We start from the raw sequence: 13471 nt of genomic DNA on the forward strand, positions 1-13471 counted from the left end.
GGCGGGCAGGCGGCTGAAGCCGCCGCCCCATGGTCAGCCCACGTGGACGCGCGGCCGCAGCTCCGGGTTCGGCTCGGCCTGGCGCAGCACCTCCCTGGTCACCGGCGGCACGTCGCCGCCGCCGAAGACCAGGTAGCGCAGCATCGCCACGGCCGGATTGCCCTCGGTCCAGTGGAAGTAGATGTGCGGTACGGAGCCGGTCCGGTCGCGCAGATGCAGCAGCAGCGCGGCCAGCGCGTTCGGCACCGCGGAGGTCTCGACCGACAGGATCTTGTGGCCGAACCGCTCCTCCCCCTTGACGTGCAGCTCCGACTCGAACTCGGAGGCGTCCGGCACCGTCGCCTCCACGAACAGGACGGGCTCCGCGGGACGCAGCCGGTGGGTGACCCACGCCTCGCGCAACTTGTCGTTGTACTCGGCCTGGTCCCGCTCGTGCGGCTCGTTGGCGATCACGTGGATCTCGCCGCACGCCGCCTCGTTGACGAACTGCTCGGCCAGCGGGTCCAGGTGGACCGCCGTGACCCGCAGCTCGGTGGAGCGGGTGGCGCGGGAGATCAGCGAGAGGCCGACGATGCTCGCGATGAAGAACGAAGCGATCTTGACGCCGTCCGGCCGCTCGAAGACGTTGTCGATCAGGGTGTAGGCCAGGACGAACGAGATGAGCGCGAACCCGGCCATGGCCTTGTGCTGGCCCTGCTTCCCGGCCGACAGCGTCACCGCGACCGCGGCCGAGAGCATGAGCACGAGCACGCCGGTGGCGTACGCGCCGCCCTGGGCGTCCACGTCGGCGTCGAAGATGATCGTGATGGCGAACGCGATGACCGAGAACACCAGCACCAGCGGCCGGATCGCGCCCGTCCACTCCGGCGCCATGCCGTACCGGGGCAGGTAGCGCGGCACCAGGTTGATCAGCCCGGCCATCGCCGAGGCCCCGGCGAACCACAGGATCGCGATCGTGGAGATGTCGTACACGGTGCCGAACCAGTTGCCCAGAAATTCGTGCGCCAGGTAGGCCAGCGCCCGGCCGTTCGCCTTGCCGCCGGGCTCGAACTCCTGATGCGGGATGAGCACGGTGGTGACGAAACTGGAGAAGATCAGGAAGACGCTCATGATCAGCGCGGCGGTGGTGAGCATCCGCCTGGTGCCCTTGATCCGCTCCTGGATCTCGCCCTTGACCACCGGCATCACCGCGACACCGGTCTCGAACCCGGACAGGCCCAGCGCCAGCTTCGGCATGACCACAAGAGACAGGCCGATCATGGCCAGCGGGCTGGAGAAGTCCAGGCTCAGCGCACGTTTCCAGTCGACGACCACCTGAGGGGCCTCCAGCACGTGCACGATGGCCGTCGAGACCACGACCGCGTTCAGCGCCAGGTAGACGAAGACGAGCACCACGGCGATGCCGATCGCCTCGGTGAAGCCCATCAGGAACACGCCGCCGAGCAGGGCCAGCAGCACGAGCGTCACGATGACCCGCTCCCCAGCCAGGAAGCCCGGCACGAACGGGTTCTCCAGGATGTGGGCGGTCGCGTCCGCCGCCGACAACGTCATCGTGATCACGAAGTCGGTGGCCGCGAAGCCGAGCAGGACCAGCACGAACAGCTTGCCCCACCACTGCGGCGCCAGCTTCTCCAGCATCGCGATCGAGCCCTGCCCGTACGGGCTCTCGACCGCGACCCGGCGGTAGACCGGCAGCGCGCCCAGCAACGTGAGCGCCACCAGGAACAACGTGGCCAGCGGCGAGAGCAGCCCGGCCGCCAGCGCCGCGATGCCCGGCTGGTAGCCCAGCGTGGAGAAGTAGTCCACGCCGGTCAGGCACATCACCCGCCACCACGGGTGCTTCACATGAGGACCGTGCTCGATCTGCTTCCGGTCGGTCTGCAAACCCTCCAGCAACCAGGAACGCAGCGTCCCTTCCGTGGGGGCCGGCTTTTTCGCCAGCACCATAACGGTCACCCCTCCGAAATGGCCGCATAAATACGCATCGCACACTATCCAGGCCAAAGAGGTGATTAGCCTGGTCAGGGCGTCAAGAAAACGTATAAATCGGAGACTGACCAGTACCGTCTCGGCACTATCGGCCCGGCCGTAACAAGATGCCCGGTTCGTGACGAGGTCATGCCCGGCCGGTGATCACGTCTCTGGTTAGGCAGGCCGCTGACCAGCAGAGTTGCACTCAGTCGATGTGAAGGAGTCGTCATGGGTGCCCTGCTACAGCGCCGGGACTTTCGCAAGGCCACGTCCGCGTGGCATGGTCCGCTCAGCTACTGCGCGGCGGCGATGGCGGTGCTGGCCGTCGGCTGCGCGATCGGGCTCGCGGTGGACGGGCGGACACTGATGGGCCAGGGGGTGTGGCTCAAGCCGATCAAGTTCGCGATCTCCCTCGGGCTCTACGCGCTCACGCTGGCCTGGATGATCGGCCAGGCCCGGCGGTGGCGGCGGACGTTGTGGTGGCTGGGCACGGTGACCGTGGGCGGCTTCCTCCTCCCGGAGATCACGGCCATCACCTTCCAGGCGGCACGGGGCGTGCGCAGCCACTTCAACTTCGCCACCGGGCTGGACGAGACGGTGTTCATGATCATGGGTGGCGCCGCGTACCTGGGCTGGCTGCTGACCTTCGCGATGGGGATCCTCCTGATGGCGCAGCGCCGCCTGGACCTGGCGATGGCGTGGGCGATCCCGCTGGGGCTGGCCATCTCGCTCGCGGGCATGTCCGTCGGCTACCTGATGACCGCTCCCACCCCCGGCCAGGCGGAAGGGCTGGCCAGGGGGCTGAGCCTGACCACGATCGGCGCGCACAGCGTCGGCGCGCCCGACGGCGGCGCCGGCATGGCGGTCACCGGGTGGGAGACCGGCGCGGGCGACCTGCGGGTGGCGCACTTCGTCGGCCTGCACGCCCTGCAGGTGCTCCCGCTGATCGCGATCGGCCTGCGCCTGCTCGCCCGGCGCTTCCCGGTCCTCGCGGGCGCCGGCACCCGTACCGCGCTGGTGGTCGTCTCCGCGCTCGGGTACGCGGGGCTCACGGGGCTGGTGCTGTGGCAGGCGCAGCGCGGGCAGGCCCTCGTCCACCCCGACGCGTCGACGCTCGGCGCCGCCGCCGCTCTCGCCGGGCTGGTCTCGGTCTGCGCGGCCGCGGTCCTGGCCGTCTCCGCCCGCAGGCCCAGGGCGTCGGCCGGGCCGCGCGTCCCCGCCGCCGCGGTCGGGACCTCCGCCTGATCCCCGGCACCCGGCGTCTCCTAGGCTGCTCGGGTGCACAAGCGGGCGATGCTGATCGTTGTCGTGGTGTTCGCGGGCTTCGCGAGCATCTACGTGGCCGCCGGTTCGCCCCTGGCGCTGGCCGTGTTCGGGGTGCAGGTCGCCTTCGCCCGGTGGCGGTCGTGGTGGCTGGTCCCCCTCCAGGCCGTCCTGGCGTACGGGTCGGTCCTGCTGTCCGGCTCCTCCGTCGGCGTGCTCGGCTTCGTCGGCGGGACGTTGCTGCTGACCCGGCTGTGGCCGCTCGCCCTGGCGGTGGCGGCGAGCGCCGCGCTGCTCGGCCCCGCCGACCCGGTGATCAGCATGGTGCTGATCTCCCTGGTCGTCTACGGCCTGACGAAGATGATCGACCGGATCGACGAGGTGCACGCGGCCAGGCTCGCGCTGGCGGTGACGGCGGCGGCCGAGGAGCGGCTGCGCATCGCCGCCGAGCTGAGCGCGGGCCTGGGCAGGGCGCTGGCCGCGATCGCCGACGGCGCCCGGACGGGCGAGCCCGACGTGGAGACCGCCCGCCGCTCGCTGGCCGAGGCCAGGGCCGCGGCGGCGAGCTACCGGGCCATGTCCCTGGCCCCCGAGACCACCACCGCCAAAGCAATGCTGACCGCCGCGGGCGTCACCGTGGACGTGCGCGTCGGGCACGCCGAGCCACTGGGTCCCGCGGGAGCGCTCCTGGCGGCGGTGCTCCGGGAGGCCGTGACGGAGATCGTACGGCGGCGCACGGCCACCACCTGCCGCATCGAGACCTTCACGGAGGCGGGCACGGTACGGCTGCGCGTCTCCCACGACGGCGCGCGCACGGCCGGCGACGAGAGCCTGGGCGACCTGCCGGCCCAGGTCGAGGAGGCAGGCGGCACGCTCACCGTCGGGCTCACCGACGAGGCCCTGGTGACGGTGGAGGCGAGGCTGCCCGCCACGGTCACCGAGCCCGTGCCCGACCCGGGTGGCAGCGTGCTGCCGATGGCGCTGCTGGCGGCCGTGCTGGTGGGGTTCTCGGCCAAGGCGCTGCTGGTGGCCGGCTCGCCGTGGCCGGCGATCCCGCTGGCCGTCATCGTCTTCATGCAGCTGCGATCGGTCGAGGGGCGGCACCCGGTGGCGCTGTCGATCATGGCGGTGCTGACGTTCGCGCCGATCCCGCTGTTCGGGCAGGCATGGCTGGGAGTGGCGGGGTTCCTGGCGGGGCCGATCCTGCTGGCCTTCCCGTGGGCGGCGGCGCTGCCGCTGGTGGCGGCCATCGTCGCGGTGGTCGCGGCGGCCGGCGTGCTGCTCGGCCTGCCGGTCCCGCTGATCGTCAACTACCCGATCAGCACGGTCGTGACCGGCCTGGTCGTGTACGGGCTGTTCAAGCTCGCCCAGCTGGCCAGGGAGCTGCACGAGTCGCGGGACGGCCCGGCCCGCGCGGCCGTCGTCGAGGAACGCCTGCGCGCCGCCCGGGACCTGCACGACCTCCTCGGGCACACCCTGGCGGCGATCCTGCTCAAGTGCGAGCTCGCCCGCCGCCTCGACGCCGAGCGGGCACGCAAGGAGCTGGACGACGTCCTGTCGATGACCGAGCAGGCGATGCGGGACCTGCGGACGGTGTCGGGCGGGCATCGGGAGCTGTCCCTGGCCACCGAGGCGGAGTCGGCCCGTTCGCTGCTGGCGACCGCGGGCATCGACGTCCTGCTCGACCTGGGCCACGACACCCTCGCCGGGGAGGCCGACACCACGCTCGGCATCGTGCTCAGGGAGGCCGTCACCAACGTCCTGCGGCACAGCTCGGCCCGCCGGTGCACGATCACGACGTCCGTACGGGACGGCGCCGTACGGCTGAGCGTGCGCAACGACGGGGCACGGGCCGCGGAGGGACGCCGCGGCTCGGCCGGGATCGGCAACCTCACCACCCGGCTGACGGCCCTCGACGGGCGGCTGGCCGTGTCCCAGGAGGACGGCTGCTTCGAGCTGACCGCCACGGTCCCGATCTAGATCCAGCCCGCCTCGGTGGCGATGCGTACGGCGTCGGTGCGGTTGCGGGCGTTGAGCTTGGCGACGATCGCGGTGATGTAGTTGCGGACGGTCCCCGCGGTCAGGAAGAGCTGGCCCGCGATCTCGGTCGCCTCGGCGCCCGCCGCGACCAGCCGCAGGACGTCGGCCTCGCGCGAGGTGAGCGGGTTGTCGGCCAGGTTCCACGCGGTGCTGGCGAGCGACGGGTCGAGAACCCGTTCGCCCCGCGCCACCTTCCTGATCGCGCCCGTCAGCTCCTCCGGCGAGGCGGTCTTCAGGAGGAAGCCGTCCACCTGGGAGGCGAGCGCGCGGCGGAGGTGGCCCGGCTTGCCGTGGCCGGTGAGCATGAGCGTGCGGCAGCCCGGCAGCTTCGCGCGCAGCTCGCCGGCGGCGTCGAGGCCGTCGATCGCGCCGGGCATGTCGACGTCCAGGACGGCCACGTCCGGCTGGTGGACCAGGGCGGCGGAGACCACCGCGTCCCCGGACTCGACCGCCTGGACCACCTCGATGTCAGGCTCGATGCTGATCAGGGCCACGAGTGCCTCCCTGATGACGTGCTGGTCCTCGGCCAGGAGAATGCGGATCACCTGACCATTATGTCCGGATCATGATGAGGTCATGGCGGGGTGGTGACCGGCTCTCTGGTGGCTGAAAGCGCAGATCAGCAGGCTTGAGGCATGACAGAGGCAGTGCGGTTGGACGCGGTGAGCAAGGTGTACGGCAGGGGCCGGAGCGCGGTGGCGGCCCTGCGCGAGGTGTCGATCGCCATCCCCCGGGGCACCTTCACCGCCGTCATGGGCCCCTCGGGCTCGGGCAAGAGCACGTTCCTGCACTGTGCGGCCGGGCTCGACGTCCCGAGCTCGGGATCGGTACGGCTGGGCGGCACCGACCTGGCGGGCATGGACGAGAACGCGCTGACCGAGCTCCGGCGGCAGCGCGTCGGCTTCGTGTTCCAGGCCTTCAACCTGGTCTCCGCGCTGACCGTGACGGAGAACATCACGTTGCCGCTCATGCTGGCCGGCGCCCGGGTCGACCAGGGCTGGCTGCGGGAGGTCGTGCAGCGGGTGGGCCTCGACGGCCGTGCCGGGCACCGCCCGGCCGAGCTCTCCGGCGGCCAGCAGCAGCGCGTGGCGATCGCCAGGGCGCTGGTGACCAGGCCGGAGGTGGTGTTCGGCGACGAGCCGACCGGCGCGCTGGACACGATGACCGCCCGCGACGTGCTGACCCTCCTGCGGGAGGTGGTCTCCGGGCTGGGCCAGACCGTGGTGATGGTCACCCACGACCCGGTGGCGGCCTCGTACGCCGACAACGTGCTGTTCCTGGCCGACGGCCGGATCGTGGACGCGATGGCGGCTCCCACCGCCGAGAAGGTGGCCGGGCGCATGACCGGGCTGGGGGCGTGGAACTGATGATCTCCTTCGCGTTGAGGATGCTCCGCCACCGCAAGGCCGGGTTCGCCGGCGCGTTCGTGGCCCTGCTGTGCGCGGCGGCTCTGGTGACGGCGTGCGGGATGCTGCTGGACACGGGCCTGCGCGGCGGGGTGGCGCCCGAGCGGTACGCCGGCGCCCCCGTGATCGTGGCGGGCGACCAGTATGTCCGGCAGGCCAAGGAGAGCGGCAAGGAGAAGGCCAAGCTCCTGTCCGAGCGCAGGTGGATCCCGGCCTCCCTGGCGCAGGATCTCGCCCGCGAGCCCGGCGTGACGAAGGTGGTCACCGAGGTGACCTTCCCCTACGCCGGGTTCACCGCCCACGGCTGGGAGTCGGCCGCGCTCACCCCGTTCACGCTCGCCGAGGGGCGCGCCCCCAAGGCCGCGGACGAGGTGGTCGTGGACGCCCGCCACGCCGGCCGGGCGATCCCCGGCCACCGCGTGGTGGGGGTGACCGCGCAGGCGCTGCCCGGCCAGGACACGATCTTCTTCGCCACCGGCGAGGCCCGCCGCCTGGCCGGACGCGCGGGCCTGGTGACGGCGATCGGCGTCTGGCCCGGGATCGAGGTCGCCGTCAAGGGCGCCGTGGCCTACACCGGCGACGAGCGCGGCGCGGTCGAGTTCCCCGAGGCGGAGAACGCCCGGGTCAAGCTCATCAGCCTGGGCGGCGCGCTCGGCGGCACCTCGCTGCTGGTGGCGATCCTCGTCGTGGTGGGCACGTTCGCGCTGTCCATGCAGCAGCGCCGGCGTGAGATCGCCCTGTTGCGGGCCGTCGGCGCCCTCCCCGGGCAGGTCAGAAGGCTTGTCGGCGGCGAGGCCCTGCTCATCGGCGCGGTCGCCGGGGCGCTCGGCTCCGGGGCCGGGATCCTGCTCGGGTTCTGGCTGCGGTCCAGGTTCGTCGACCTGGGCGCGATGCCGGCGAACCTGCGACTGGTGGTCAGCCCGTTCCCCCCGATCGTCGCGGTCCTGACCACGCTGGTGGCCGCGTGGGTGGCGGCGCGCGTCTCCGCCCGCCGTACGGCGCGGATCAGGCCGGTGGAGGCGCTGGGAGAGACGGCGATGCCCGCCGCCGGGATCCCGCCGGTGCGGCTGGTCGCGGGCCTGCTCGCCCTGGCCGGCGGCGTGGTCCTGACGATCGTGCTGTCCGGCCTGAACACGGAGGCGGCCTCCAGCCCGGTCACCATGCTGACCGCGCTGGTGTGGACGATCGCGGTCGCCCTGCTCGGGCCGGTGGTCGCGCGGGCGGTGACGGCGCTGCCGCTGCGCGCGCCCGGCGTGGCCGGCTACCTCGCGCGCAAGAGCCTGCGCGCCGGCACCGGACGGCTGGCCTCGGTGATCGTGCCGCTGACCCTGATGACCGCGATGACGTGCACGATCCTGTTCGTGCAGACCACCATGGGACACGCCGCGCAGGGCGAGCTGAGCGCGGGTGTCAGGGCCGACCACGTGCTCGGGCCCGGCGCCTCCGCCGCCGCCGCGCGCCAGGTGCCCGGCGTGCGTGCCGTCACGGAGGTGCTGCGCACGTCGGTCAGGATCGACCTCGAGAAGTACGCCGTCCAGGCCGTCACGCCCGGCGGCCTGGACCGGACGATGGACCTGGACGTGGTGGCGGGCTCGCTGGACGGGCTCGGCGACACGTCGGCGGCGATCAGCCGCACCGCCGCCGACCGCCTGGACGCCGGCCTGGGAGACCGGCTGAAGCTGGTGCTCGGCGACGGAACCCCCGCCGAGGTGCGGGTCGTCGCGATCTACGCCCGCGGTCTCGGCTTCGGCGACCTGACCCTTTCCCGCGGGCTCGTCGCGGGCCACGTGGACGACCCGCGGGGCACCGTCCTGGTCTCCGGCGGGGACCGGGAGGCGCTCCGGCGGGCGTCCGGCGTGCCGGTGCTCGACGGGGCCGGAACGGCGCAGGTGGAGAGCCCCAACGCGGCGGTCACGTACGTCGCCATGGGCCTGATCATCGCCTTCTGCGCGATCGCCGTGGTCAACACGCTGGCCATGTCCACCCTGGCCAGGTCCAGGGAGCTCGCCCTGCTGCGGGTGGTGGGCACGACGCGGCGGCAGGCGGCGCGGATGCTGCGTGCGGAGACACTGACGGCGACGGTCGTGGCGGTGGCCCTCGGGACGGCGATCTCGCTGGTGACGCTGGTCGCCTTCAGCGCGGGGATGACGGGGTCGGCGCTGCCGTACGTGCCGCCGGTCGCGTACCTCGCGGTGGTCGCCGCCGTGGCGGCCCTGGCGCTGGTGGCCACGGCCGTCCCGGGCAGGTTCGCGCTGAGCTCCCGTCCGGCGGACACGCTCGCGGCGCGCGAGTGAGGGGCCAGGTCTCAGGCGGGCAGCCAGCGGAGCCAGCCACCGTGCATCGCGGAGAACGCGACGGGACGCCCGTCGAGCGCGAGCGCGTAGGTGAGGACGTCCGCCGGCGGCCGCTCGCGGAGCCGGGCGTCCACGCCGGGTAGGACTCCCGGGTCCTCCTGGGCGATCCAGTGGCCGGCGAGCCGCCGGACCTGCTCCACGAACGTGGCGCGCCCGTCGTCCGGAACGTAGTAGAGGACCGCGGTGTGGTAGACGACGAGCGTGGCGTGCGCGGGCGCCTGGGCGGCCACCTCGCCGACCAGCGCGTTGAGGTCTCCCCGCACGATGCGGGGCGGATCCCGGCGCGCCACGTCGATGGCGGTGTCCAGGCGCCGCAGGCGGTCGTGCTGTCCGGGCCAGACCAGCGTCCGCAGCCACCGGACGTCGTCGGGGTCGGTGACGTCGAGGGGGTTGAGGTCGATGCCGGCCCGCCAGGCGACGGTCACCGCGCCGCCCGGTTCGGCGAAGGGCGACTCGCCCTCGGTGCGGCAGCGCAGCCGTAGCGGGCTGTCCACGTCCCCGGCCAGGCGCCCGTCGTAGTCGTAGCCGTAGCGGTCGGGCAGCAGGCACAGCCCGGCCGACGCGCCGACCTCCAGCAGCGCCAGCGGCTGCGGGAGCGAGGCGAGCAGCGGGTAGAGAGCGGCGCACCGGGCCGCCTCGTTGGTCTGGGTACGGCGGGCGAGCATCGTGGCGACGACCGCGTCGCGGTGGTCGAGCACGGATCGGCGGAACTCCTGATAGCCGGCGGGCGTCCCCGCGACGTACCGGGCGGCGGCGAACAGCAGGTTGGGCTGCCGCTTGGCGGGCGGGAGGCCGGACAGCAGCGCGATCAGGTCGGGGTCGTCGGCCACCCCGGAGGCGAGCTGCTCGTACAGCGGCGACGAGCCGCGGGCCTCCCTCGACGCGAAGCGCCGGTACTGTTCCGCGGTCGTCGGCTCCATGATCGGCACTCTAACGAGGCGGCCCGCCCCTGGGAACGGAGCGGGCCGGCCGGGTGTCACTTGCGATAGATGTGGATGTTCTTGAGGTAGTTGTCGCTGCGCGCCGACATCCCTGCCCGGCCGTAGAGGCCGGCCTTGAAGTAGTGGGTGGCCGCCCCGCGATCGTTGAAGCTGGTGCGGTACTGGCGGTTGACGAAGATGTGGATCTTGCCGATGCCGGTCTCGTGGACGACGTTGAGCCGGATGTACTTGTCGTACACGGGGGCGTAGATCTGCGTCGTGGAGTCGTAGTAGTTGATGCTGTCGGTGTTCATGGCCAGCGTCATGAACGCCGTCGCCGACGTCGCACCGCCGAAGACCTGCATGACGCACATCCGGTGCGTGCCCGCCCCGATCTTCATGTCGCACTCGAACTGCGCGTCCCCCGAGGTGTAGTCGTTGTGGAAGCGCAGCTCGCTGCGCGGGCCCGAGTCCTGGCCGGGGAAGGTGCTGGGGTCGGTGTCGTACACCCAGAAGTGGTGCTCGCCGGTGGCGGCGTCGTACGTGTGGCGGGTCCTGTCGGGCGGCTGGTGGACGGAGTAGGTGGGGAAGATCTCCGTCCAGCCGGAGCCGATGGGGCCCGCCGCCTGGGCGGTGGCGGCCCGGGCCGCCGGGGCGCCGCCGAGGAGCGGGACGGCGAGGCCGGCCATCGTGCCGCCGAGCACCGCGCGGCGGCTGGGTGCGTGATCCATGCGTTCCTCCTAGGTGTGGAGCCGGAGTACGGCGGAGCGGGCGGGTTCCTGGTGCATTTGCGAAAGGTTGCGAAACATCAATCTGCCGGAAACGTAGGCGAAACGTCGGATGTCGTCAAGGGCTTGTCCGAGACGGCAGACTTAGGGGACGGGAGGATGTGAACAGTGGACGACATCACGACGGAGCGGCGGAGCACGATGGCCGACATCGCGGCTCAGGCCGGCGTCTCGGTCTCGACCGTGTCCAAGGTGCTGCACGGGAGGTCGGATGTCTCCGCGAAGACCAGGGGCAAGGTCCAGCGGCTGCTCGGCCAGCACGGCTATTCGCTGCCCGGCCGCTACGAGCATCCCGGCGGCCTGATCGAGTTCGTCATCAACGAGCTGGACAATCCCTGGGCGGTGGAGCTGATCCGCGGCGCCGAGGAGGCGCTGCAGGCCGAGGGCATGGGCCTGGTCGTCTCGGCCGTGCACAAGCGGAGCAACCTGGCCCGCCAGTGGCTCGACGATCTCGGCACGCGCGGCTCGCTCGGCGCGATCCTGGTCATCTCCGAGCTCTCGGCCGACCAGGAGCGCGAGCTGCGGCGGCTGGGCATCCCGTTCGTGGTGGTGCAGCCGTCCGTGGACGAGGGCCCCGACGTGCCGTCGGTCGGCTCGACCAGCTGGAACGGCGGCTTCACCGCGACCAGGCACCTGATCGAGCTCGGCCACCGGCGGATCGCGATGATCACCGGCCCCGCGCACCGGCTGACCTCGCGGGCCCGGCTCGACGGCTACCGCGCCGCGCTCGACCAGGTGGGCATCGAGGTCGACCCGGCCCTGATCCGGCACGGCGACTACAGCCACGAGCCGGCCTACCACCACGCCATGGAGCTGCTGGACCTGCCCGACCGCCCCACGGCCGTCTTCGCGGGCAACGACATTCAGGCGCTGGCGACGTACCGGGCGGCCCACGCGCGCGGCCTGCGCGTGCCGGAGGACCTGAGCGTGGTCGGGTTCGACGACCTGTCCTTCGCGCAGTGGATCGCCCCCACGCTCACCACCGTGCGCCAGCCCCTGGCCAACATGGCGGCCATGGCCGCCCGCATGCTGATCCAGCTCATCAACGGCCAGGAGCCCGACACGCCGCGGGTCGAGCTGGCGACCAGCCTGGTGATCCGCGAGAGCACCGCGCCGGCGCCTGGTTAGCGGCCTGCGGGTGGCGTGTCAGAAAAAAAACGAAAATCCGGTGTCTGGTCTGTCGATCCGGCCCAGGGGAGTTCGACGCGTTGGCGAGAGACCTCGTAGGAAGGAAACGCCATGCAGAAGATCACCACGTTCCTCTGGTTCCACGACCAGGCCGAGGAGGCCGCCGGGTTCTACACCTCGCTCTTCAAGGACTCGCGCGTCCTCGAGGTCACGCCCGGGCCCACCGGGGCGGCCATGGTGGTGACGTTCGAGCTGGCCGGGCAGCGGTTCATCGCGCTGAACGGCGGCCCGGAGTTCACGTTCACCGAGGCCATCTCGCTCTACGTCGACTGCGACTCGCAGGAGGAGGTCGACGAGCTGTGGGCGAAGCTCACCGAGGGCGGCGAGGAGTCGCAGTGCGGCTGGCTCAAGGACAGGTACGGCCTGTCCTGGCAGATCATCCCGCGCCGCCTCCAGGAGCTGATCGGCGACCCCGACCCGGAGCGGGCGCAGCGCGCCGTCAAGGCCATGATGGGGATGAGGAAGATCGACGTCCAGGGCCTGGAGAACGCGGCCAACGGCTAGGCGCGGGTGGGCGGGCCGTCCCGGTCCGCCCACCGCCGGGAAAATGCGGTGCGGGCAGGACGATCACTGAAGTAGCGTCGGCGGCCATGAGCCTCTCGCGCGTACGCCCTCCCGCCGTCGCAGACGAACGTACCCAGCTCATCGGCTGGCTCGACCTGCAGCGCGCGCTCGTGCGGTGGAAATGCGAGGGCCTGTCGGAGGAGGACGCCCACCGGCCGGTCCTGCCGACCTCGCCGCTCATGACGGTGGCGGGCCTGGTCTCCCACATGCGCTGGACCGAGCACTGCTGGTTCGAGGTCCTCTTCCTGGGCCGCGACTCGGCCCCCAATCCGCAGTTCGACGAGACGGCGGAGGACCTCGACATGCGGGTCGAGGGCGTCCCGCTGGCCCGGCTCCTCGACGAGTTCGAGCAGCAGTGCGCGGTCTCCAACGAGATCGTCGCCGCCCACTCGTTCGACGACGTGGGCGAGTTCCCCGGCTTCAGCTCCAACGCCGCCACCCTGCGCTGGATCCTGATCCACATGGTCGAGGAGACCGCCAGGCACGTCGGCCACCTCGACACGGTCAGGGAGCTGCTCGACGGCGCCAAGGGCTACTACTGAGCCAGCGGCTTCTCGTAGCAGCGGGTCAGCGGGGCGTCCACGTACTTCCCGTACGGCTCGATCGGCCGGTACGCGCACCGCTCGTACAGCGCGATGGCCTCGGGCTGCCGCAGCCCGGTCGCCAGCCGCAGCCGCCGGTAGCCCAGGTCCCAGGCCAGCCCTTCCAGCGCGCCCAGGATCGACGTGGCGATGCCGCGCCCGCGATACTCGGGCAGCACGAACATCCGCTTGAGCTCCCCGGTGAGGTCGTCCACGGGCTGCACGGCGCCGCAGCCGACGGCCCGGCCGTCCACCGACGCCACGAGGAACCTCGCGCCTTCCTTGACATGCGAGCGCCCCTCGGGCCCGTAACGCGCCACCAGCTCCGCGAACGCCGCGTCGAGCAGTTCGGTCAGCTCGCCGTCCTCGGCGGCCCGCTCTTCGATCAGCATGCCG

The 13471-nt window shown here is 72.1% G+C and carries 12 protein-coding genes; 7 read left to right on the forward strand and 5 right to left on the reverse strand.

All coding sequences use genetic code 11. From position 1 onward, the window contains the following. Positions 1 to 33: 33 nt before the first annotated feature. Complete coding sequence (locus tag ABZX61_RS42410) at positions 34 to 1947, reverse strand: amino acid transporter (protein ID WP_355202773.1); 1914 nt, start codon at positions 1945 to 1947, stop codon at positions 34 to 36. A 252-nt stretch (positions 1948 to 2199) separates the two neighbouring features. Between ABZX61_RS42410 and ABZX61_RS42415 the strand changes: the two genes are divergently transcribed. Next, on the forward strand, positions 2200 to 3216 hold the full coding sequence (locus ABZX61_RS42415; protein WP_355202775.1) for a hypothetical protein: 1017 nt from the start codon (positions 2200 to 2202) through the stop codon (positions 3214 to 3216). A gap of 48 nt (positions 3217 to 3264) precedes the next feature. Next, positions 3265 to 5214: a histidine kinase gene (locus ABZX61_RS42420; protein WP_355202778.1), complete on the forward strand. Its 1950-nt coding sequence runs from the start codon at positions 3265 to 3267 to the stop codon at positions 5212 to 5214. Here ABZX61_RS42420 and ABZX61_RS42425 read toward each other — a convergent pair. Further along, positions 5211 to 5819 (reverse strand): response regulator transcription factor, encoded by a 609-nt coding sequence (locus tag ABZX61_RS42425; protein ID WP_355202781.1) that lies wholly within the window; start codon positions 5817 to 5819, stop codon positions 5211 to 5213. The genes ABZX61_RS42420 and ABZX61_RS42425 overlap by 4 nt on opposite strands. Positions 5820 to 5909: 90 nt before the next feature. Between ABZX61_RS42425 and ABZX61_RS42430 the strand changes: the two genes are divergently transcribed. Beyond that, positions 5910 to 6641 carry an ABC transporter ATP-binding protein gene (locus ABZX61_RS42430; protein WP_355202784.1) on the forward strand — a complete coding sequence of 244 codons (732 nt, stop codon included), beginning with the start codon at positions 5910 to 5912 and terminating at the stop codon, positions 6639 to 6641. Beyond that, positions 6641 to 8974 carry an FtsX-like permease family protein gene (locus ABZX61_RS42435; RefSeq protein ID WP_355203277.1) on the forward strand — a complete coding sequence of 778 codons (2334 nt, stop codon included), beginning with the start codon at positions 6641 to 6643 and terminating at the stop codon, positions 8972 to 8974. Before ABZX61_RS42430 ends, ABZX61_RS42435 begins: the two co-directional genes overlap by 1 nt. 11 nt (positions 8975 to 8985) lie before the next feature. On the opposite strand, the gene ABZX61_RS42440 is transcribed toward ABZX61_RS42435, so the two are convergent. Together ABZX61_RS42440 and ABZX61_RS42445 are read right to left on the reverse strand one after the other, a co-directional pair. Beyond that, positions 8986 to 9954 carry a DUF2332 domain-containing protein gene (locus tag ABZX61_RS42440; RefSeq protein ID WP_355202786.1) on the reverse strand — a complete coding sequence of 323 codons (969 nt, stop codon included), beginning with the start codon at positions 9952 to 9954 and terminating at the stop codon, positions 8986 to 8988. A 56-nt stretch (positions 9955 to 10010) separates the two neighbouring features. Next, complete coding sequence (locus tag ABZX61_RS42445) at positions 10011 to 10685, reverse strand: polysaccharide lyase family 7 protein (RefSeq protein WP_355202789.1); 675 nt, start codon at positions 10683 to 10685, stop codon at positions 10011 to 10013. Between the two features lie 165 nt (positions 10686 to 10850). On the opposite strand from ABZX61_RS42445, the gene ABZX61_RS42450 reads away from it, so the two are divergent. The 3 genes from ABZX61_RS42450 to ABZX61_RS42460 all read left to right on the forward strand — a co-directional run bounded on the left by ABZX61_RS42450 (position 10851) and on the right by ABZX61_RS42460 (position 13036). Then, positions 10851 to 11870 carry a LacI family DNA-binding transcriptional regulator gene (locus tag ABZX61_RS42450; RefSeq protein ID WP_350732663.1) on the forward strand — a complete coding sequence of 340 codons (1020 nt, stop codon included), beginning with the start codon at positions 10851 to 10853 and terminating at the stop codon, positions 11868 to 11870. A 111-nt stretch (positions 11871 to 11981) separates the two neighbouring features. After that, the gene (locus tag ABZX61_RS42455; RefSeq protein ID WP_355202792.1) at positions 11982 to 12434 is read left to right on the forward strand and encodes a VOC family protein; all 453 of its coding nucleotides are present in this window, start codon (positions 11982 to 11984) and stop codon (positions 12432 to 12434) included. Between the two features lie 86 nt (positions 12435 to 12520). Next, positions 12521 to 13036 (forward strand): DinB family protein, encoded by a 516-nt coding sequence (locus ABZX61_RS42460; protein WP_350732659.1) that lies wholly within the window; start codon positions 12521 to 12523, stop codon positions 13034 to 13036. Here ABZX61_RS42460 and ABZX61_RS42465 read toward each other — a convergent pair. Then, positions 13030 to 13467, reverse strand: coding sequence for a GNAT family N-acetyltransferase (locus tag ABZX61_RS42465; RefSeq protein WP_350732657.1), 438 nt, complete (start codon positions 13465 to 13467; stop codon positions 13030 to 13032). The two genes, ABZX61_RS42460 and ABZX61_RS42465, sit on opposite strands and share 7 nt — an antisense overlap. Positions 13468 to 13471 lie beyond the last annotated feature (4 nt).

It is taken from the genome of Nonomuraea sp. NPDC003709, assembly GCF_040610775.1.
Taxonomy (GTDB): Bacteria; Actinomycetota; Actinomycetes; order Streptosporangiales; family Streptosporangiaceae; genus Nonomuraea; species Nonomuraea angiospora_A.